General features: G+C 70.8%; 21 protein-coding genes. 20 read left to right on the top strand and 1 reads right to left on the bottom strand.

The genetic code is table 11. The features are described from left to right. The first annotated feature begins 1 nt into the window (after position 1). From IE136_RS10525 to nusB, 7 genes are all read left to right on the top strand, one after another. Positions 2 to 487, top strand: coding sequence for a shikimate kinase (locus IE136_RS10525; protein ID WP_158994066.1), 486 nt, complete (start codon positions 2 to 4; stop codon positions 485 to 487). After that, a complete protein-coding gene (gene aroB, locus IE136_RS10530; protein WP_158985430.1) occupies positions 484 to 1,578 on the top strand; it encodes a 3-dehydroquinate synthase in 1,095 nt (364 codons plus the stop codon). The genes IE136_RS10525 and aroB overlap by 4 nt, the downstream gene beginning before the upstream one ends. Further along, positions 1,575 to 2,021 carry a type II 3-dehydroquinate dehydratase gene (locus IE136_RS10535; RefSeq protein ID WP_158985427.1) on the top strand — a complete coding sequence of 149 codons (447 nt, stop codon included), beginning with the start codon at positions 1,575 to 1,577 and terminating at the stop codon, positions 2,019 to 2,021. The genes aroB and IE136_RS10535 overlap by 4 nt, the downstream gene beginning before the upstream one ends. Positions 2,022 to 2,130: 109 nt before the next feature. Continuing rightward, positions 2,131 to 3,078 carry an AAA family ATPase gene (locus IE136_RS10540; RefSeq protein WP_189600186.1) on the top strand — a complete coding sequence of 316 codons (948 nt, stop codon included), beginning with the start codon at positions 2,131 to 2,133 and terminating at the stop codon, positions 3,076 to 3,078. A 166-nt stretch (positions 3,079 to 3,244) separates the two neighbouring features. Next, positions 3,245 to 4,351 carry an aminopeptidase P family protein gene (locus tag IE136_RS10545; RefSeq protein ID WP_158985423.1) on the top strand — a complete coding sequence of 369 codons (1,107 nt, stop codon included), beginning with the start codon at positions 3,245 to 3,247 and terminating at the stop codon, positions 4,349 to 4,351. Positions 4,352 to 4,400: 49 nt separating this feature from the next. After that, positions 4,401 to 4,967 carry an elongation factor P gene (gene efp / locus IE136_RS10550; protein ID WP_158985421.1) on the top strand — a complete coding sequence of 189 codons (567 nt, stop codon included), beginning with the start codon at positions 4,401 to 4,403 and terminating at the stop codon, positions 4,965 to 4,967. Positions 4,968 to 4,969: 2 nt separating this feature from the next. Next, positions 4,970 to 5,401, top strand: a complete 432-nt coding sequence (gene nusB, locus IE136_RS10555; RefSeq protein ID WP_158985419.1) for a transcription antitermination factor NusB — start codon at positions 4,970 to 4,972, stop codon at positions 5,399 to 5,401. Positions 5,402 to 5,608: 207 nt separating this feature from the next. Here the strand turns inward: nusB and bldD are convergent, their stop codons facing one another. Beyond that, positions 5,609 to 6,109, bottom strand: a complete 501-nt coding sequence (gene bldD / locus IE136_RS10560) for a transcriptional regulator BldD (RefSeq protein WP_005319862.1) — start codon at positions 6,107 to 6,109, stop codon at positions 5,609 to 5,611. A 245-nt stretch (positions 6,110 to 6,354) separates the two neighbouring features. Here bldD and pyrR point away from each other — a divergent pair, with 245 nt between their 5' ends. The 13 genes from pyrR to metK all read left to right on the top strand — a co-directional run bounded on the left by pyrR (position 6,355) and on the right by metK (position 20,663). Beyond that, a complete protein-coding gene (pyrR, locus tag IE136_RS10565) occupies positions 6,355 to 6,918 on the top strand; it encodes a bifunctional pyr operon transcriptional regulator/uracil phosphoribosyltransferase PyrR (RefSeq protein ID WP_158985417.1) in 564 nt (187 codons plus the stop codon). Positions 6,919 to 7,030: 112 nt separating this feature from the next. Then, a complete protein-coding gene (locus IE136_RS10570) occupies positions 7,031 to 8,008 on the top strand; it encodes an aspartate carbamoyltransferase catalytic subunit (protein WP_158985415.1) in 978 nt (325 codons plus the stop codon). 5 nt (positions 8,009 to 8,013) lie between these two features. Beyond that, positions 8,014 to 9,300 carry a dihydroorotase gene (locus IE136_RS10575; protein WP_158985413.1) on the top strand — a complete coding sequence of 429 codons (1,287 nt, stop codon included), beginning with the start codon at positions 8,014 to 8,016 and terminating at the stop codon, positions 9,298 to 9,300. Continuing rightward, complete coding sequence (locus IE136_RS10580; RefSeq protein ID WP_158985411.1) at positions 9,297 to 9,866, top strand: PH-like domain-containing protein; 570 nt, start codon at positions 9,297 to 9,299, stop codon at positions 9,864 to 9,866. The genes IE136_RS10575 and IE136_RS10580 overlap by 4 nt, the downstream gene beginning before the upstream one ends. Then, on the top strand, positions 9,863 to 11,002 hold the full coding sequence (gene carA / locus IE136_RS10585; protein WP_158985409.1) for a glutamine-hydrolyzing carbamoyl-phosphate synthase small subunit: 1,140 nt from the start codon (positions 9,863 to 9,865) through the stop codon (positions 11,000 to 11,002). The genes IE136_RS10580 and carA overlap by 4 nt, the downstream gene beginning before the upstream one ends. Further along, positions 10,995 to 14,303 (top strand): carbamoyl-phosphate synthase large subunit, encoded by a 3,309-nt coding sequence (gene carB / locus IE136_RS10590; protein ID WP_158985406.1) that lies wholly within the window; start codon positions 10,995 to 10,997, stop codon positions 14,301 to 14,303. Before carA ends, carB begins: the two co-directional genes overlap by 8 nt. A 55-nt stretch (positions 14,304 to 14,358) precedes the next feature. Beyond that, a complete protein-coding gene (locus IE136_RS10595) occupies positions 14,359 to 15,468 on the top strand; it encodes a quinone-dependent dihydroorotate dehydrogenase (RefSeq protein ID WP_189600187.1) in 1,110 nt (369 codons plus the stop codon). Further along, positions 15,465 to 16,301, top strand: a complete 837-nt coding sequence (pyrF, locus tag IE136_RS10600; protein ID WP_189600188.1) for an orotidine-5'-phosphate decarboxylase — start codon at positions 15,465 to 15,467, stop codon at positions 16,299 to 16,301. Before IE136_RS10595 ends, pyrF begins: the two co-directional genes overlap by 4 nt. Positions 16,302 to 16,576: 275 nt before the next feature. Beyond that, positions 16,577 to 16,900 (top strand): integration host factor, encoded by a 324-nt coding sequence (locus IE136_RS10605; RefSeq protein WP_030204477.1) that lies wholly within the window; start codon positions 16,577 to 16,579, stop codon positions 16,898 to 16,900. A 49-nt stretch (positions 16,901 to 16,949) separates the two neighbouring features. Next, positions 16,950 to 17,513, top strand: coding sequence for a guanylate kinase (gene gmk, locus IE136_RS10610; RefSeq protein ID WP_158985400.1), 564 nt, complete (start codon positions 16,950 to 16,952; stop codon positions 17,511 to 17,513). A 68-nt stretch (positions 17,514 to 17,581) separates the two neighbouring features. Continuing rightward, a complete protein-coding gene (rpoZ, locus tag IE136_RS10615) occupies positions 17,582 to 17,854 on the top strand; it encodes a DNA-directed RNA polymerase subunit omega (protein WP_005319902.1) in 273 nt (90 codons plus the stop codon). Between the two features lie 107 nt (positions 17,855 to 17,961). Continuing rightward, entirely contained in the window at positions 17,962 to 19,242 is a 1,281-nt protein-coding gene (coaBC, locus tag IE136_RS10620; RefSeq protein ID WP_189600238.1) for a bifunctional phosphopantothenoylcysteine decarboxylase/phosphopantothenate--cysteine ligase CoaBC, read from the top strand. Between the two features lie 212 nt (positions 19,243 to 19,454). After that, positions 19,455 to 20,663, top strand: coding sequence for a methionine adenosyltransferase (metK, locus tag IE136_RS10625; protein WP_189600189.1), 1,209 nt, complete (start codon positions 19,455 to 19,457; stop codon positions 20,661 to 20,663). Positions 20,664 to 20,695: the final 32 nt, after the last annotated feature.

A 20,695-nucleotide genomic window follows, 5' to 3' on the forward strand; every position in this document is an offset into this window, starting at 1 on the left:
GATGGGCTCCGGCAAGTCCACGGTGGGCGCGCTCCTGGCCGAGCTGCTCGGCGCGCCCTACCGGGACACCGACGCCGACATCGTCGCCGCCCAGGGCCGCGAGATCTCGGACATCTTCATCGAGGACGGTGAGGAGCACTTCCGCGCCCTGGAGCGGGATGCGGTACGGACCGCTGTCGCCGAGCACGAGGGCGTCCTCGCCCTCGGCGGCGGCGCGATCCTCGACGCCGGCACCCGAGAGCTGCTCAGCGGCCTGCCCGTCGCCTATCTCTCGATGGACGTCGAGGAAGCGGTCCGCCGCGTCGGCCTCAACACCGCGCGGCCGCTGCTCGCCGTCAACCCGCGCCGCCAGTGGCGCGAGCTGATGGAGGCGCGCCGCCACCTCTACACCGAAGTCGCCCGGGTCGTCGTACCCACCGACGACCGCACCCCCGAAGAGGTCGCGAGCGCGGTCCTCGACGCACTGGAGCTGAAGAAGGACGTATGACGGACCACGAAGTGACCCGTATCCAGGTCGGCGGCTCGGCGGGCACGGATCCGTACGAAGTGCTGGTCGGACGGCAGCTGCTCGCCGAACTGCCCGCCCTGATCGGCAACCGCGCCAAGCGCGTGGCCGTGATCCACCCCGAGGCGCTCGCGGAGACGGGCGAGGCCCTGCGGGCCGACCTCGCGGACCAGGGCTTCGAGGCCGTGGCCATCCAGGTGCCGAACGCAGAGGAGGCCAAGACCGCCGAGGTCGCGGCCTATTGCTGGAAGGCGCTCGGCCAGACCGGCTTCACTCGCACCGACGTGATCGTCGGCGTGGGCGGCGGCTCGACGACCGACCTGGCCGGCTTCGTGGCCGCCACCTGGCTGCGCGGCGTGCGCTGGATCGCCGTACCGACCACCGTCCTCGGCATGGTCGACGCGGCCGTCGGCGGCAAGACGGGCATCAACACCGCCGAGGGCAAGAACCTCGTCGGCGCCTTCCACCCGCCCGCCGGGGTGCTCTGCGACCTGGCCGCGCTGGACTCGCTGCCGGTCAACGACTACGTCAGCGGCATGGCGGAGATCATCAAGGCCGGTTTCATCGCCGACCCGGTCATCCTCGACCTCGTGGAGGCCGACCCGCAGGGCGCCCGTACGCCCGAGGGGCCGCACACCGCCGAACTGATCGTCCGCTCGATCAGGGTCAAGGCCGAGGTCGTCTCCGGCGACCTCAAGGAGTCCGGCCTGCGGGAGATCCTCAACTACGGCCACACCCTGGCCCACGCCATCGAGAAGAACGAGCGCTACAAGTGGCGCCACGGCGCCGCCGTGTCGGTCGGCATGGTCTTCGCCGCCGAGCTCGGCCGGCTCGCCGGCCGGCTCGACGACGCCACCGCCGACCGGCACCGCACGGTTCTGGAGTCCGTCGGCCTGCCGCTCACCTACCGCGGCGACCAGTGGCCCAAGCTCCTGGAGACCATGAAGGTGGACAAGAAGTCCCGCGGCGACCTGCTGCGCTTCATCGTCCTCGACGGGCTCGCCAAGCCGACCGTGCTCGAAGGCCCCGACCCGGCGGTGCTCGTCGCGGCCTACGGCGAGGTGTCCGCGTGAGCGACCTCCGGCCCGTCCTCGTGCTGAACGGCCCGAACCTCGGCCGTCTCGGCTCCCGCGAGCCCGACATCTACGGCGCCACGTCGTACAAGGGCCTGGTGGAGTCCTGCCGGGCCCTCGGCGCCGAGCTGGGCTTCGACGTGGACGTGCGGGAGACCAACGACGAGGGCGAGATGATCCGCTGGCTGCACGAGGCCGCGGACGGCTCGATCCCGGTCGTCCTCAACCCGGGCGCGTTCACGCACTATTCGTACGGGATGCGCGACGCGGCCGCCCAGCGGACCGCGCCGCTGATCGAGGTGCACATCTCGAACCCGTACACCCGGGAGGAGTTCCGGCACACCTCGGTGGTCGCCGCCGTGGCGACCGGAACCGTCGCCGGGTTCGGCATCGGGTCCTACCGGCTCGCCCTGCGGGCGCTCGCCGAGGAACTGACGGACTGAAGGATCTCGCCACAGGGCACTCCGTACCGCCCCCGGCCGTTCCCCCTCTGGGGGCCGGGGGCGGTAACGTTCCCGGAAGTATCGGCCGTACGAGACGGAGTGGCACCGGATGCAGCACGCAGTGGGGGCTCCGTTGCCGCCGCACGACCCGTCGGGTTGGGCACCGGGAGCAGGTCGACCTTCCGTACCGCCCGTACCGCCCCTGCCGCAGGGCGGTCATCAGGGCTCGCACCCGCAGCCGCGTCCCGTCCCCCCGGGGCCGCCACCGGGCGCCCCGCACCCCGCCCCGCCCGTCACGGGCTGGGCCGGGGGCGGCATGGCGCCGCACCCGGGCTCGCAGCACCCGGGCTCGCAGCACGCGGGTCCGCAGCACGCGGGTCCGCAGCACGCGGGCCCACAGCACCCCGGTTCGGCGCCGCCGCCTTCCGCGCCGCCGCGGGACGTCACCGGGCACGTCCAGCTGCCGCCGGTGTCGCTGCCCGTCGAGCCCGGCACCGGCACGGCGACCCTCGCCGTCCTGCTGATCGGCCCCGCGGGCGCCGGCAAGACGACCGTCGCCCGCCACTGGGCCCAGCGCCGCCGGGTCCCGACCGCGCACATCAGCCTCGACGACGTCCGTGAATGGGTGTGCTCCGGCTTCGCCGACCCGCAGTCGGGCTGGAACGAGCACTCCGAGGCGCAGTACCGGCTCGCCCGCCGTACCTGTGGCTTCGCCGCGCGCAACTTCCTCGCCAACGGCATCTCCTGCATCCTCGACGACGCCGTCTTCCCCGACCGCCCGGTCGTCGGCCTGGGCGGCTGGAAACGCCATGTCGGCCCCGGGCTGCTTCCGGTCGTTCTCCTGCCCGGCCTGGAGATCGTCCTGGAGCGCAACGCCGAGCGCAGCGGCAACAGGCGCCTCTCGGACGAGGAGGTCGCCTCCATCCACGGAAGGATGGCCGGCTGGTACGGCTCCGGCCTGCCGATCATCGACAACTCGAAGTACGACGTGGAGACCACGGCCCGGGTCCTCGACGAGGTCCTTGCCCGGTCCATAGCCAGCCCGCCCGCCTGGTGACGGCCTTCCCGGCCGTGCCCCGTCATTTCCAGTCGTTCCGGATCCTTCCCGGTCCTTCCCGGTCCCTCGCGTACGCCGGGACGGCGATGGTCTGATGCGGCCGAGTGGCGGCACGGTCGGCCGCGCTGAGCGAGCCGGGGCGGCCCACCCCTCGTAGGCTCGGAACATGTCAGAGGTGTATGCGGACCGCCGCGTGCGGCTGCGCGACCGGTGCGCGGCAGCGGGCAGCCCGGCGGCCCTGGTCTCCCGCCCCGCCAACGTCCGCTATCTCGCGGGCGGTTCGCCCCCCGGCGCCGTACTGCTGCTCGGCCCCGACGAGGACGTACTGCTCTGCCCCACCCCGCCCGGAGGTGATCCGGTCGAGGGGCGGCTCGACGAGCTGCTCCGGCAGGCCGTGCTGCCCCCGGCCGGTGGTGACCCCGCCGTCGCCGCCGTCGACCTCGCCCGGAAGGCGGGCGCGGACGCGCTCGCCGTGGAGGAGCACCATCTGACCGTGGCCCGCCACCGCGCCATGGGCTCCACCGCGCCCCAGCTCCGCCTCGCCGACCTCGGGGGAGCCGTCGAGCAGCTGCGGATCGTGAAGGACGAGGACGAGATCGCCTGTCTGCGGATCGCCGCCGAGATCGCCGACCAGGCGCTCGGCGAGCTCCTCGAATCCATCCTGGTCGGTCGGACCGAGCGCCATCTCGCCCTGGAATTGGAGCGGCGGCTCGTCGACCACGGCGCGGACGGCGCGGCGTTCGCGACCTCCGTGGGGACGGGACCGAACTCCGGCCGCGGCGGCCACCGGCCCTCCGACCGCCGGGTCGAGGAGGGAGATTTCCTCTCGGTCTGCCTCGGCGCGAACTATCGCGGCTACCGCTGCGAGATCGGCCGCACCTTCGTCATCGGCACCACTCCGGCGGACTGGCAGATCGAGCTCTACGAGCTCGTCTTCGCCGCTCAGCGGGCCGGACGGGAGTCGCTGGTGCCGGGCGCCGGGTACCGGGACGTGGACCGGGCGGCGCGCCAGATCCTGGACGGCGCGGGCCACGGAGAGGCCGTTCCGCCGCTCACCGGGCACGGTGTCGGCCTGGAAATCGACGAGGACCCGCAGCTCGCACCCTCGGCCATGGGTAAACTGGACGCTTGTGTGCCGGTCACCGTCGAACCGGGGGTCCACCTCCCGGGCCGGGGCGGGGTCCGGATCGATGACACGCTCGTCGTGCGCCAGGAGGCGGACGGCGGACCCGAGCTACTCACCATTACGACCAAGGAGCTGCTCGCGCTGTAGGGCGCGTACGCCTCCCTGGTCCCACGTCAGTCCAGGAGATTCCGCAACCGTGGCTTCCACGAACGACCTCAAGAACGGCATGGTGCTCAAGCTCGACGGGGACCAGCTCTGGTCCGTCGTCGAGTTCCAGCACGTCAAGCCCGGCAAGGGCCCGGCCTTCGTGCGCACCAAGCTCAAGAACGTGCTCTCCGGCAAGGTCGTCGACAAGACCTTCAACGCCGGTGTGAAGGTCGAGACGGCCACCATCGACCGCCGCGACATGCAGTTCTCGTACATGGACGGCGACTACTTCGTCTTCATGGACATGCAGACGTACGACCAGCTGCACGTGGACCGCAAGGCCGTCGGTGACGCCGCCAACTTCCTGATCGAGGGCTTCACGGCCTCCGTCGCGCAGCACGAGGGCGCGGTGCTCTACGTCGAGCTGCCGGCCGCCGTCGAGCTGACCATCCAGCACACGGACCCGGGCGTCCAGGGCGACCGCTCCACCGGCGGCACCAAGCCGGCCACGCTGGAGACGGGCCACGAGATCCAGGTCCCGCTCTTCATCACCACCGGTGAGAAGATCAAGGTCGACACCCGTACGAGCGACTACCTCGGCCGGGTGAACAGCTAACCGTGGCTGCCCGCAGCAACGCCCGTAAGCGCGCCTTCCAGATCCTGTTCGAGGCCGACCAGCGCGGTGCGTCCGTGCAGCAGGTCCTCGCGGACTGGGTCCGGCACGCACGGTCCGACGACCGCCAGCCGTCGGTCAACGAGTTCACGATGCAGCTGGTCGAGGGGTACGCGGACTACGCGAACCGCATCGACGAGCTCATCGCCACCTACGCGGTGGACTGGGACCTCGACCGGATGCCGGTCGCCGACCGGAACATCGTGCGCCTCGGCGCGTACGAGCTGATCTGGCTGGACGAGACGCCGGACGCCGTGGCGATCGACGAGGCGGTGCAGCTCGCCAAGGAGTTCTCCACCGACGAGTCCCCGACGTTCGTCAACGGCCTCCTGGGCCGCTTCAAGGACCTGAAGCCGCGCCTGCGCCGGGAAGCCTGAGAGACGGCCTCCCGGCAGTCGAAGGGGCCCGCAGCACATCGTGCTGCGGGCCCCTTCGGCGTACGCGGACTCCGGGACCGGCACGGAGCGGCACGGAGCGGCGTGGAGAGCCGCGCGCCGGACGGCGGAAAACCGCCGGGGTGGCGGAAGGCGTAGGACCTTCCGCCACCCCGGCGGCAACGTTTCTGCTGATGCGTTTTCTGGAGGTCAGCTCTCCTCGTGGGCGACCGCGCGACGCGCGTCCGCGTCCAGGACGCCCCAGCTGATGAGCTGCTCGGTCAGGACCGAGGGCGACTGGTCGTAGATGACGGCGAGGGTGCGCAGGTCGTCCTGGCGGATCGAGAGCACCTTGCCGTTGTAGTCGCCGCGCTGGGACTGGATCGTCGCCGCGTAGCGCTGCAGCGGGCCGGCCTTCTCCTGGGGGACGTGGGCCAGGCGCTCCAGGTCCAGGACGAGCTTCGGCGGCGGCTCGGCGGCCCCGCCCGGAGTCGTGCCCGGCAGGAGCTCCTGCACCGGAACCCCGTAGAAGTCCGCCAGCTCGGCGAGGCGCTGCACCGTCACGGCGCGGTCACCACGCTCGTACGAGCCGACCACGACGGCCTTCCAGCGGCCCTGGGACTTCTCTTCCACACCGTGGAGGGAAAGGCCCTGCTGGGTGCGGATGGCACGGAGCTTGGCCCCGAGCTGTTTTGCGTATTCGCTGGACATATAGCTCCCCGGACGCTGTGACAACGTGCGGCTCCGCCGCGTGGCTGGTAACTCACTGTGAGGTTACGCAGCGTTACTTGTCCCCGTCAAGCCGAATGGTCCATACCGCCCCTTTCCGGGGGCGGCGCCCGGTGGGGTCGGCAGGGTGGTGAGCAGGACGGTCGTCCGCCCCTGGTAGAGTCGAGGGGCAATCCCGACGTCCTTTAAGAGCCGTCCCGTGAGGCGGAGAAGGAGGTCCGTTTCATATGGACACGCAGCAGCAGACCGATGCCGCACGCCCTGTTCTCGAGGGTCCGGACATCGCGCGGGTACTGACCCGCATCGCCCACGAGATCGTCGAACGCGCCAAGGGCGCCGACGACGTGGTTCTCCTCGGCATCCCGACGAGGGGCGTCTACCTCGCCCGTCGGCTGGCCGAGAAGCTCGCCGGGATCACCGGACGCACGATCCCGGTCGGGTCCCTCGACATCACCATGTACCGCGACGACCTGCGGATGAAGCCCGCCCGGGCCCTCGGCCGCACCGAGATCCCCGGTGACGGCATCGACGGCCGGCTCGTCGTCCTCGTCGACGACGTGCTCTTCTCCGGCCGCACCATCCGCGCCGCCCTCGACGCGCTCGGCGACATCGGCCGCCCGCGCGCCGTCCAGCTCGCGGTCCTCGTCGACCGCGGCCACCGCGAACTCCCGATCCGCGCCGACTACGTCGGCAAGAACCTCCCCACGTCGCTGCGGGAGACGGTCAGGGTCCAGCTCGCCGAGGAGGACGGTCGCGACACCGTCCTGCTCGGCGGCAAGCCGTCCTCCTAGCCGTACCGGCTCCCGACGGGTCCAGGGCACACCCCTGCGCGCCCGCACGCCCGACGGGCCTCCCGGGGGACACCCCCGGCCCCCCGACCTCCCACCACGGAGCGAAACCCCGATGATGCGTCACCTCATCTCGGCCGCCGACCTCACCCGCGACGACGCCGTTCTCATCCTCGACACCGCCGAGGAGATGGCCCGGGTGGCCGACCGGCCGATCAAGAAGCTGCCCGCCCTGCGCGGCCGCACGATCTGCAACCTGTTCTTCGAGGACTCCACCCGTACCCGCATCTCGTTCGAGGCCGCAGAGAAGCGCCTCTCCGCCGACGTGATCAACTTCGCGGCCAAGGGATCCAGCGTCTCCAAGGGCGAGTCCCTCAAGGACACCGCCCAGACCCTGGAGGCGATGGGCGTCGACGCCGTCGTCATCCGCCACAGCGCCTCCGGCGCCCCCTACCGCCTCGCCACCTCCGGCTGGATCGACGCCCCCGTCATCAACGCCGGCGACGGAACCCACCAGCACCCCACCCAGGCCCTGCTCGACGCCTTCACCATGCGCCGCCGCCTCGTCGGCCGCGACGCCGGCCTCGGCCAGGACCTCGCCGGCAAGCGCATCACCCTCGTCGGCGACGTCCTGCACAGCCGGGTCGCCCGCTCCAACGTCGACCTGCTCCACACCCTCGGCGCCGAGGTCACCCTGGTGGCCCCGCCCACCCTGATCCCGGTCGGCGTCGAGGCCTGGCCGTGCGAGATCAGCTACGACCTCGACAGCGTGCTGCCGAAGTCCGACGCCGTGATGATGCTGCGCGTGCAGCGCGAGCGGATGAACGCGGCCTTCTTCCCCACCGAGCGCGAGTACTCGCGGCGGTACGGGCTCGACGGCCACCGGATGGCGAAGATGCCCGAGCACGCCGTCGTGATGCACCCCGGCCCCATGGTCCGCGGCATGGAGATCACCGCCGAGGTCGCCGACTCGGACCGCTGCACGGTCGTCGAGCAGGTCGCCAACGGCGTCTCGATCCGCATGGCCGTCCTGTACCTGCTGCTCGGCGGCAACGAGCCCGCCGCCGCCCACCCCCGTACCGAGGAGAACTGAGAACCATGAGCAAGATCCTGATCCGTGGTGCGAAGGTGCTCGGCGGCGAGGCGCAGGACGTCCTCATCGACGGCGAGACCATCGCCGCGGTGGGTACGGGGCTGGCGGCCGAGGACGCGACGGTGATCGAGGCCGAGGGGCAGATCCTCCTGCCCGGCCTGGTCGACCTCCACACCCACCTGCGCGAGCCCGGCCGCGAGGACTCCGAGACCGTCCTCACCGGCACCCGGGCGGCCGCCTCCGGCGGCTACACGGCCGTCTTCGCCATGGCCAACACCTTCCCGGTCGCCGACACCGCCGGCGTCGTCGAGCAGGTCTACCGGCTCGGCAAGGAGTCCGGTTACTGCGACGTGCAGCCCATCGGCGCCGTCACCGTCGGCCTGGAGGGCAAGAAGCTCGCCGAGCTCGGCGCCATGCACGACTCGGCCGCCGGCGTCACCGTCTTCTCCGACGACGGCAAGTGCGTCGACGACGCGGTGATCATGCGCCGCGCCCTGGAGTACGTGAAGGCCTTCGGCGGCGTCGTCGCCCAGCACGCCCAGGAGCCCCGCCTCACCGAGGGCGCCCAGATGAACGAGGGCGTGGTCTCCGCCGAGCTGGGCCTCGGCGGCTGGCCCGCCGTCGCCGAGGAGTCGATCATCGCCCGCGACGTCCTCCTCGCCGAGCACGTCGGCTCCCGCGTCCACATCTGCCACCTCTCCACGGCCGGCTCGGTCGAGATCGTTCGCTGGGCCAAGTCCCGCGGCATCGACGTCACCGCCGAGGTCACCCCCCACCACCTCCTCCTCACCGACGAGCTGGTCCGCAGCTACAACCCCGTCTACAAGGTCAACCCGCCCCTGCGGACCGAGCGGGACGTTCACGCCCTGCGCGAGGCCCTGGCCGACGGCACCATCGACATCGTCGCCACCGACCACGCCCCGCACCCGCACGAGGACAAGGACTGCGAGTGGGCCGCCGCCGCCATGGGCATGGTCGGCCTGGAGACCGCGCTCTCCGTCGTCCAGCAGACGATGGTCGAGACCGGACTGCTCGACTGGGCCGGCGTCGCCGACCGCATGTCCGTCAAGCCCGCGGCGATCGGGCGGGCCGAGGGCCACGGACGCCCCGTCTCGGCTGGTGAGCCCGCCAACCTGACGCTGGTCGATCCGGCATACCGTGGTCTCGTGGACCCCGCGGGCTTCGCCTCCCGCAGCCGCAACACCCCCTACGAGGGCCGCGAGCTGCCGGGACGCGTCACCCACACCTTCCTGCGGGGCCGCGCGACGCTCGTGGACGGGAAGCTGGCGTGACATCTCTGATCATCCTGGCCGCCGGGGAGAAATCGGCGGAGGTCACCAACTGGGCCGGACGCGTCGGCTGGGTCGTCGGCCTGGGCATCTTCGTCGCCTTCGTCTACTGGCTGATGCGCCAGGGATGGAAGTGGCGGGGCAGCCTCCAGTCGGACCTGCCGGAGCTGCCGGGAATGCCGGAGGCGCCGGGCGAGGCGAGACTGACTCTGAGCGGGCGCTACCACGGGTCCACGACCGCCGGGCAGTGGCTCGACCGGATCGTCGCCCACGGCCTGGGCACTCGCAGCCGCGTCGAACTCACCCTCACCGACGCGGGGATCGAGGTCGTACGCCCCGGCGCCACCGACTTCTTCATCCCCGCCGAGGCCCTGCGCGAGGCCCGGCTCGACAAGGGAATCGCGGGCAAGGTCCTCGCCGAGGGCGGGCTCCTGATCGTCACCTGGGCCCACGGGGAGAAGCTCCTCGACTCCGGATTCCGCTCCGACCGCGCGGCCGAGCACACCGCCTGGGTCGAAGCCATCACCCACATGAACCACGCAAGCACGACGGAAGGCACCGCACGATGACGACCTCCACAAGGGGAGCCAAGGCTCCCGCCGTACTCGTCCTGGAGGACGGCCGCATCTTCCGCGGCCGCGCCTACGGGGCCGTGGGGGAGACCTTCGGCGAGGCCGTGTTCTCCACCGGCATGACCGGCTACCAGGAGACCCTCACCGACCCGTCGTACCACCGCCAGGTCGTGGTGATGACCGCCCCGCACGTCGGCAACACCGGCGTCAACGACGAGGACCCCGAGTCCGCGAAGATCTGGGTCGCCGGCTACGTCGTCCGCGACCCCGCCCGCGTCTCCTCGAACTGGCGCGCCCAGCGCTCGCTGGACGAGGAGCTCGCCGCCCAGGGCGTCGTCGGCATCTCCGGCATCGACACCCGTGCCCTCACCCGCCACCTGCGCGAGCGCGGCGCCATGCGCGTCGGCATCTTCTCCGGCGAGACCGTCGCGGACGACGCCGTGCTGCTCGCCAAGGTGCAGGAAGCCCCGCAGATGAAGGGCGCGAACCTCTCCGCCGAGGTCGCCACCAAGGAGACCTACGTCGTCCCCGCCATCGGCGAGAAGAAGTTCACCGTCGCCGCCGTCGACCTCGGCATCAAGGGCATGACCCCGCACCGGATGGCCGAACGCGGCATCGAGGTCCACGTGCTGCCCGCGACGGCCACCGTCGAGGACGTGTACGCCGTCCGGCCCGACGGCGTCTTCTTCTCCAACGGCCCGGGCGACCCGGCCACCGCCGACGGCCCCGTCGCCGTCATGCAGGGCGTCCTGGAGCGCAAGACCCCGCTCTTCGGCATCTGCTTCGGCAACCAGATCCTCGGCCGCGCCCTCGGCTTCGGCACCTACAAGCTGAAGTACGGCCACCGCGGGATCAACCAGCCGGTGCAGGACCGTACGACCGGCAAGGTCGAGGTCACCGCGCACAACCACGGCTTCGCCGTCGACGCGCCCCTCGACAAGGTCTCCGAGACCCCCTACGGCCGCGCCGAGGTCTCCCACGTCTGTCTGAACGACCAGGTCGTCGAAGGCCTCCAGCTGCTCGACCGGCCGGCCTTCTCCGTCCAGTACCACCCCGAGGCGGCCGCCGGCCCGCACGACGCCGCGTACCTCTTCGACCGCTTCGTATCCCTGATGGAGGCCGAGCGTGCCTAAGCGCACCGATATCCAGTCCGTCCTGGTCATCGGCTCCGGCCCGATCGTCATCGGCCAGGCCGCCGAATTCGACTACTCCGGCACCCAGGCCTGCCGCATCCTCAAGGCCGAGGGCCTGCGGGTGATCCTGGTCAACTCCAACCCGGCCACGATCATGACCGACCCGGAGATCGCCGACGCCACCTACGTCGAGCCGATCACCCCCGAGTTCGTCGAGAAGATCATCGCCAAGGAGCGCCCCGACGCCCTCCTGCCCACCCTCGGCGGCCAGACCGCGCTGAACACCGCGATCTCCATGCACGAGCAGGGTGTGCTGGAGAAGTACGGTGTCGAGCTCATCGGCGCCAACGTCGAGGCGATCCACAAGGGCGAGGACCGCGACCTCTTCAAGGGAGTCGTCGAGGCCGTCAAGGCCAAGATCGGCTACGGCGAGTCCGCCCGCTCGGTCATCTGCCACTCCATGGACGACGTGATCGAGGGCGTCGAGACGCTCGGCGGCTACCCCGTCGTCGTCCGCCCCTCCTTCACCATGGGCGGCGCCGGCTCCGGCTTCGCCCACGACGAGGAGGAGCTGCGCCGCATCGCCGGCCAGGGCCTGACCCTCTCGCCGACCACCGAGGTGCTCCTGGAGGAGTCCATCCTCGGCTGGAAGGAGTACGAGCTGGAGCTGATGCGCGACAAGAACGACAACGTCGTGGTCGTCTGCTCCATCGAGAACTTCGACCCGATGGGCGTCCACACCGGTGACTCGATCACCGTCGCCCCGGCGATGACGCTCACCGACCGCGAGTACCAGCGGCTGCGTGACATCGGCATCGCGATCATCCGCGAGGTCGGCGTCGACACCGGCGGCTGCAACATCCAGTTCGCGGTCAACCCGGACGACGGCCGGATCATCGTCATCGAGATGAACCCGCGCGTCTCCCGCTCCTCCGCGCTCGCCTCCAAGGCGACCGGCTTCCCGATCGCGAAGATCGCGGCCCGTCTCGCCGTCGGCTACACGCTGGACGAGATCCCCAACGACATCACGGAGAAGACCCCGGCGTCCTTCGAGCCCACGCTCGACTACGTCGTGGTCAAGGCCCCGCGCTTCGCCTTCGAGAAGTTCCCCTCCGCCGACTCCACGCTGACCACGACCATGAAGTCGGTCGGCGAGGCCATGGCGATCGGCCGCAACTTCACCGAGGCGCTCCAGAAGGCTTTGCGCTCCCTGGAGAAGAAGGGCAGCCAGTTCGCCTTCACCGGCGAGCCCGGCGACAAGGCCGAGCTGCTCCGCGAGGCCGTGCGCCCCACCGACGGCCGCATCAACACCGTCATGCGGGCCATCCGCGCCGGCGCCACCCCCGAGGAGGTGTTCGACGCCACGAAGATCGACCCGTGGTTCGTCGACCAGCTCTTCCTCATCAAGGAGATCGCCGACGAGCTGGCCGCTGCCGAGAGGCTCGACCCCGAGCTGCTCGCCGAGGCCAAGCGCCACGGCTTCTCCGACGCCCAGATCGCCGAGATCCGCGGCCTGCGCGAGGACGTCGTCCGCGAGGTCCGGCACGCTCTCGGCGTCCGCCCGGTCTACAAGACGGTCGACACCTGCGCCGCCGAGTTCGCCGCCAAGACCCCGTACTTCTACTCCTCGTACGACGAGGAGAGCGAGGTCGCCCCGCGCGAGAAGCCCGCGGTCATCATCCTGGGCTCCGGCCCGAACCGCATCGGCCAGGGCATCGAGTTCGACTACTCCTGCGTCCACGCCTCCTTCGCGCTCAGCGACGCCGGCTACGAGACCGTGATGGTCAACTGCAACCCGGAGACCGTCTCCACCGACTACGACACCTCCGACCGCCTGTACTTCGAGCCGCTCACGCTCGAGGACGTGCTGGAGATCGTCCACGCCGAGACGCTGGCGGGACCCGTCGCCGGTGTCGTCGTCCAGCTCGGCGGCCAGACCCCCCTGGGTCTCGCCCAGGCGCTCAAGGACAACGGTGTGCCGGTCGTCGGCACCTCTCCCGAGGCCATCCACGCCGCCGAGGACCGCGGCGCCTTCGGCCAGGTCCTCGCCGAGGCCGGTCTGCCCGCCCCCAAGCACGGCACCGCGACCACCTTCGCCGGCGCCAAGGCCATCGCCGACGAGATCGGCTACCCCGTCCTCGTACGCCCCTCGTACGTGCTCGGCGGCCGCGGCATGGAGATCGTCTACGACGAGGCGCGCCTGGAGAAGTACATCGCCGAGTCCACCGAGATCAGCCCCACCCGGCCGGTCCTGGTCGACCGCTTCCTCGACGACGCGATCGAGATCGACGTCGACGCGCTCTACGACGGCCACGAGCTCTACCTCGGCGGCGTCATGGAGCACATCGAGGAGGCCGGCATCCACTCCGGCGACTCGGCCTGCGCCCTGCCCCCGATCACCCTCGGCGGCTTCGACATCAAGCGCCTGCGCGTCTCCACCGAGGCGATCGCCAAGGGCGTCGGCGTGCGCGGACTGATCAACATCCAGTTCGCCATGGCCGGTGACATCCTGTACGTCCTCGAGGCCAACCCGCGCGCCTCCCGGACGGTCCCCTTCACCTCGAAGGCGACCGCCGTACCGCTCGCCAAGGCCGCCGCCCGCATCTCGCTCGGCGCCACCATCGCCGAGCTGCGCGCGGAGGGCCTGCTGCCGAAGACCGGTGACGGCGGCACCCTGCCGCTCGACGCGCCGATCTCCGTCAAGGAGGCCGTGATGCCGTGGAGCCGCTTCCGCGACGTGCACGGCCGCGGCGTCGACACCGTCCTCGGCCCGGAGATGCGCTCCACCGGCGAGGTCATGGGCATCGACTCGGTCTTCGGCACGGCGTACGCCAAGTCCCAGGCCGGCGCCTACGGCCCGCTGCCCACCAAGGGCCGCGCGTTCGTCTCCGTCGCCAACCGCGACAAGCGCTCGATGATCTTCCCCGCGCGCGAGCTGGTCGCCCACGGGTTCGAGCTGCTCGCCACGTCCGGCACAGCCGAGGTCCTCAAGCGCAACGGCATCCATGCCACCGTGGTGCGCAAGCTCAGCGAGGGCGAGGGTCCCGGCGGCGAGAAGACGATCGTCCAGCTGATCCACGACGGTCAGGTCGACCTCATCGTCAACACCCCCTACGGCACCGGCGGCCGCCTCGACGGCTACGAGATCCGTACGGCGGCGGTCTCGCGCGGCGTCCCGTGCCTCACCACGGTCCAGGCGCTCGCCGCGGCCGTCCAGGGCATCGACGCGCTCAACCACGGCGACGTGGGCGTCCGCTCGCTCCAGGAACACGCGGCGCATCTGACCGCGGCCCGCGACTAGCAGCCCACGAGGGGGACACCGGAAACGGTGTCCCCCTCTTGGTGAGGACACCTTCATGTACAAGTTCTTCTTCCACCTCGTCTTCAAGCGGATGGACCCCGAGGAGGCCCACTACCTGGCCTTCCGCTGGATCCGCCTGGCCGCCCGCGTCCCGGTCCTGCGCACCTTCGTCGCCGCCGTCCTCGCACCCCGGTACGAGGAGCTGCGCACGGAGGCCCTCGGCCTGCGCATGCACGGCCCCTTCGGCCTCGCCGCCGGCTTCGACAAGAACGCCGTCGCGATCGACGGCATGTCGATGCTCGGCTTCGACCACGTCGAGATCGGCACCGTCACCGGCGAGGCCCAGCCCGGCAACCCCAAGAAGCGGCTCTTCCGGCTGATCCCGGACCGAGCGCTGATCAACCGCATGGGCTTCAACAACGAGGGCTCGGCGGCCGTCGCCGCCCGCCTCCACGCGCGCGTGCCGGTCTTCAGGACCGTCGTCGGCGTCAACATCGGCAAGACGAAGGCCGTCCCGGAGGCCGAGGCCGCCGCCGACTACGTGAAGTCCACCGAGCGCCTCGCGGCGCACGCCGACTACCTGGTCGTGAACGTCTCCTCGCCGAACACACCCGGGCTCCGCAACCTCCAGGCCACCGAGTCCCTGCGCCCGCTCCTCACGGCGGTACGGGAGGCGGCGGACCGCACGGTCACCGACCGGCGGGTCCCCCTCCTCGTCAAGATCGCCCCCGACCTGGCCGACGAGGACGTCGACGCGGTAGCCGACCTCGCCCTCGAGCTCGGTCTGGACGGCATCATCGCCACCAACACCACCATCGCCCGCGAGGGGCTCGGCCTGAAGTCCGACCCCGCACTGATCAGGGAGACCGGCGGGCTCTCCGGCGCCCCCGTCAAGGAACGCTCCCTGGCCGTCCTGCGCCGCCTCCACGCCCGCGTGGGCGACCGCCTGGTCCTCGTGGGCGTCGGAGGCATCGAGAACGCCGAGGACGCCTGGCAGCGCATCCTGGCCGGTGCCACGCTGATCCAGGGCTACAGCGCCTTCATCTACGAGGGGCCCTTCTACGCCCGCGCGATCCACAAGGGCCTCGCCGCCCGCCTCGCGGCCTCGCCCTACGCCACGCTCGCCGAGGCCGTCGGCGCCGACACCCGAAAGGTCACCCCGTGAGTCTCTCCTTCGGTACCCGCCTGCGTTCCGCCATGGACGAGCGCGGCCCGCTCTGCGTCGGCATCGACCCCCACGCCGCCCTGCTGGACTCCTGGGGCCTGACCGACGACATCGCGGGCCTGGAGCGCTTCACGTTCACGGTCGTCGAGGCGCTCGCCGGCACCGTCGCCGTCTTCAAGCCGCAGTCGGCGTTCTTCGAGCGGTTCGGCTCCCGGGGCATCGCCGTCCTGGAGCGCGCAGTCGCCGATCTGCGCGAGGCGGGCGGCCTGGTCGTCATGGACGCCAAGCGGGGCGACATCGGCTCCACGATGGCCGCCTACGCCGAGACCTACCTCCGCAAGGACGCGCCGCTCTTCTCGGACGCCCTGACGGTCTCCCCGTACCTCGGCTACGGCTCCCTGAAGCCGGCCGTCGACCTGGTGAAGGAGTCCGGCGCGGGCCTCTTCGTGCTGGCCCTCACGTCCAACCCGGAGGGCTCGGAGGTCCAGCGCGCGGTACGCGAGGACGGCCGGAGCGTCGGCGCCACCATGCTGGCCCACCTCGCCGAGGAGAACGCGGGGGAGACCCCCATGGGTTCCTTCGGCGCGGTCGTCGGCGCCACCCTCGGCGACCTCTCCTCCTTCGACCTCGACATCAACGGTCCCCTCCTCGCCCCGGGCATCGGCGCCCAGGGCGCGACGCCCGCCGACCTCCCGGCGGTCTTCGGCGCCGCGGTCCGCAACGTGGTCCCGAACGTCAGCCGGGGCGTCCTGAGGCACGGCCCGGACGCCTCCGCGCTGCGCGCCTCCGCGGAGCGGTACGCCGACGAGATTCGCGAGGCCGTCGGCGCGTAAACCGCCCGCCGGGCCAATGCGCAGGTCGGGGCCGTCTCACTCCGTGGCGAGAACTTGGCCGAAAAGCCGGTCGTTATGCCGGAAATGTCCTGGTCGGTCGATGCTGACCAGGACTTTTCCTTCGTTCTCGCTGACTGGAGAGGCATAGGCCGCTAGTCTCCGGGGCAGAGTCAGCGTTCAACGGTCACTACGTTGATCGTTGCTCCACTGGTGTGGGGCGACTAGGTTCCTCACCGGTCCGTATCCGACAGTTCGACATCCGAGGTGACGTAGGCGTGGCTCTTCCGCCCCTTACCCCTGAACAGCGCGCAGCCGCGCTCGAAAAGGCCGCCGCGGCTCGCCGGGAGCGGGCCGAGGTCAAGAATCGACTCAAGCACTCCGGCGCCTCCCTCCACGAGGTCATCAAGACGGGCCAGGAGAACGACGTCATCGGCAAGATGAAGGTCTCCGCGCTGCTCGAGTCCCTGCCGGGCGTGGGCAAGGTCCGCGCCAAGCAGATCATGGAGCGGCTCGGCATCTCCGAAAGCCGTCGTGTGCGCGGTCTCGGCTCCAACCAGATCGCCTCCCTGGAGCGCGAGTTCGGCAGCACCGGCGCCTGATCCGGGACTGCCGTCCCAGGCATACCCGTACAGCTGGAATAATCGCTGCATGGCAGCAGAGGTACGTCCGCGGCTGACCGTGCTCTCCGGCCCCTCCGGGGTCGGCAAGAGCACGGTCGTCGCTCATATGCGCAAGGTCCACCCCGAGGTCTGGCTCTCGGTGTCGGCCACGACACGGAAGCCGCGTCCCGGCGAGCAGCACGGCGTCCACTACTTCTTCGTGGCGGACGACGAGTTCGACAAGCTGGTCGCCAACGGAGAACTCCTCGAGTGGGCCGAGTTCGCGGGCAACCGCTACGGCACGCCGCGCCGCGCGGTCCTGGACCGCCTGGAGGCGGGCGAGCCCGTGCTGCTGGAGATCGACCTCCAGGGCGCCCGGCAGGTCAAGGACTCGATGCCCGACTCCCAGCTGGTCTTCCTGGCCCCGCCGAGCTGGGAGGAGCTGGTCCGCCGGCTCACCGGCCGCGGGACCGAGTCGCCCGAGGTCATCGAGCGCCGTCTCGAGGCCGCCAAGATCGAACTGGCCGCCGAGCCGGAGTTCGACACCACCCTGGTCAACACCTCCGTCGAGGACGTGGCGCGTGAGCTGCTAGCCTTGATGAACGTTGTTTGATCGATTTCTGATCACCTGGATCTGATCATCCCGATCAGCTCACAGAAGTTTCTTCGGAAGGCTAGAGCGTGTCCTCTTCCATCACCGCGCCCGAGGGCATCATCAACCCGCCGATCGACGAGCTGCTCGAGGCCACCGACTCGAAGTACAGCCTCGTGATCTACGCGGCCAAGCGCGCGCGCCAGATCAACGCGTACTACTCGCAGCTCGGCGAGGGCCTGCTCGAGTACGTGGGCCCGCTCGTCGACACCCACGTCCACGAGAAGCCGCTCTCGATCGCCCTGCGTGAGATCAACGCGGGTCTGCTGACCTCCGAGGCCATCGAGGGCCCGGCGCAGTAGGCAGGCACTGTCACGTTTGTCACTCCAGGCCCGGCGGAACATCCGCCGGGCCTGTGGTGTCTCATGGAGTCGTACGCATCCGAGCGCGGGGAGTTGAGTTGAGCGCCGTGGCACAGCCGAAGGTCGTCCTGGGAGTCAGCGGCGGCATCGCCGCGTACAAGGCGTGCGAGCTGCTGCGGCGGCTGACCGAGTCCGGTCACGACGTACGGGTCGTGCCGACCGAATCCGCGCTGCACTTCGTCGGCGCCGCCACCTGGTCCGCGCTCTCCGGCCACCCCGTCTCCACCGAGGTGTGGGAGTCCGTCCACGAGGTCCCGCACGTACGGATCGGGCAGGCCGCCGACCTGGTCGTCGTGGCCCCCGCCACCGCCGACATGCTCGCCAAGGCCGCCCACGGCCTCGCCGACGACCTCCTGACGAACACACTGCTCACCGCCCGCTGTCCGGTCGTCTTCGCCCCGGCGATGCACACCGAGATGTGGGAGCACCCCGCCACCCAGGAGAACGTCGCCACGCTGCGCCGCCGCGGCGCCGTCGTCATCGAGCCCGCCGTCGGCCGCCTGACCGGCGTCGACACCGGCAAGGGCCGGCTCCCCGAGGCCGCCGAGATCTTCGAGGTGTGCCGCAACATCCTGAATCGACACGGCCGCACCGCCGGCGCCGCCGCCCCCGACCTCGTCGGCCGCCATGTCGTGGTCAGTGCCGGAGGCACCCGCGAGCCCCTGGACCCCGTCCGCTACCTGGGCAACCGCTCCTCCGGCAAGCAGGGCTACGCGCTGGCCAGGGTCGCCGCCGCCCGGGGCGCCCGGGTCACCCTCGTCGAGGCCAACACCGGCATCCCCGACCCGGCCGGCGTCGACGTCGTCCACGTCGGCACCGCCGTCCAGCTGCGCGAGGCCGTCCTGAAGGCCGCGGCGGACGCCGACGCCGTGGTGATGGCGGCCGCCGTCGCCGACTTCCGCCCGGCCGTCTACGCCCAGGGCAAGATCAAGAAGACGGACGACGGGGGAGCCCCCACCATCGAGCTGGTCCGGAACCCCGACATCCTCGCCGAGATCTCCGCCGACCGCGCCCTGCCCGGCCAGGTCGTCGTCGGCTTCGCCGCCGAGACCGACGACGTCCTTGCCCATGGCCGGGAGAAGCTGCGTCGCAAGGGCTGCGACCTGCTCGTGGTCAACGAGGTCGGGGAGCGCAAGACCTTCGGCTCGGAGGAGAACGAGGCCGTGGTGCTCGCCGCGGACGGCGCGGACACGCCCGTGCCGTACGGCCCGAAGGAAGTCCTTGCGGAGATCGTCTGGGACCTCGTCGCGCCCCGCCTGCGGTCCGTTCCCGCGAACGATTCCGAGAAATCTGTCACGCGTCCGGATTTCACCGCCCCGGCCGAGTGAAATCCCGCCATTCCGGTCCCTTCGGGCGACCGGAACAGGTGTTCGCGGCGGGCGGGCGGCCGGTTTCGGTGACACCCCGGCTCCCAGCTTGCGAGACACCTGGCCCAATGTCCGAGCACGCCGGATAGACTGGTCGCGGTACGACGCGGGGCGCAGCCCCCTGCCGTCCGACAATTGTTGAGCCAGCAGCCGCTGCAACCACAGGGAGCATTGTGTCCCGTCGCCTGTTCACTTCGGAGTCCGTGACCGAAGGTCACCCCGACAAGATCGCTGACCAGATCAGCGACACCATTCTCGACGCGCTCCTCCGCGAGGACCCCACCTCCCGCGTCGCCGTCGAGACGCTGATCACCACCGGCCTCGTGCACGTCGCCGGTGAGGTCACCACGAAGGCGTGGGCCGACATCCCCACCCTCGTACGGAACAAGATCCTCGAGATCGGGTACGACTCCTCGAAGAAGGGCTTCGACGGCGCCTCCTGCGGCGTCTCGGTCTCCATCGGGTCGCAGTCCCCGGACATCGCGCAGGGCGTCGACACGGCGTACGAGAAGCGTGTCGAGGGTGATGAGGACGAGCTGGACAAGCAGGGCGCAGGCGACCAGGGCCTGATGTTCGGCTATGCCTCGGACGAGACGCCGGAGCTGATGCCGCTTCCGATCCACATCGCCCACCGGCTCTCCCGCCGCCTCACCGAGGTCCGCAAGAACGGGACCATCCCGTACCTGCGTCCCGACGGCAAGACCCAGGTCACCATCGAGTACGACGGCGACAAGGCCGTCCGTCTCGACACCGTCGTGGTCTCCTCGCAGCACGCCTCCGACATCGACCTCGAGTCGCTGCTCGCGCCCGACATCCGCGAGTTCGTCGTCGAGCACGTGCTGCGGCAGCTCGTCGAGGACGGCATCAAGCTGGACACCGAGGGCTACCGCCTGCTGGTCAACCCGACCGGGCGCTTCGAGATCGGCGGCCCGATGGGCGACGCCGGCCTCACCGGCCGCAAGATCATCATCGACACCTACGGCGGCATGGCCCGCCACGGCGGTGGCGCCTTCTCCGGCAAGGACCCGTCCAAGGTCGACCGCTCGGCCGCCTACGCCATGCGCTGGGTCGCCAAGAACGTCGTGGCCGCCGGCCTCGCCTCGCGCTGCGAGGTCCAGGTCGCGTACGCGATCGGCAAGGCGGAGCCCGTCGGCCTCTTCGTCGAGACCTTCGGCACCCACACGATCGAGCCCGAGAAGATCGAGTACGCCATCGGCGAGGTCTTCGACCTCCGCCCGGCCGCGATCATCCGCGACCTCGACCTGCTGCGCCCGATCTACTCCCAGACGGCGGCCTACGGCCACTTCGGCCGTGAGCTTCCCGACTTCACCTGGGAGCGCACCGACCGCGTGGACGCCCTGCGCGAGGCCGCGGGTCTGTAAGCACGGTTTCTCGCGGAAGCCCGGCACCTGGG

The sequence above is a fragment of the Streptomyces lateritius genome (assembly GCF_014649715.1).
Lineage (GTDB): Bacteria > Actinomycetota > Actinomycetes > Streptomycetales > Streptomycetaceae > Streptomyces > Streptomyces lateritius.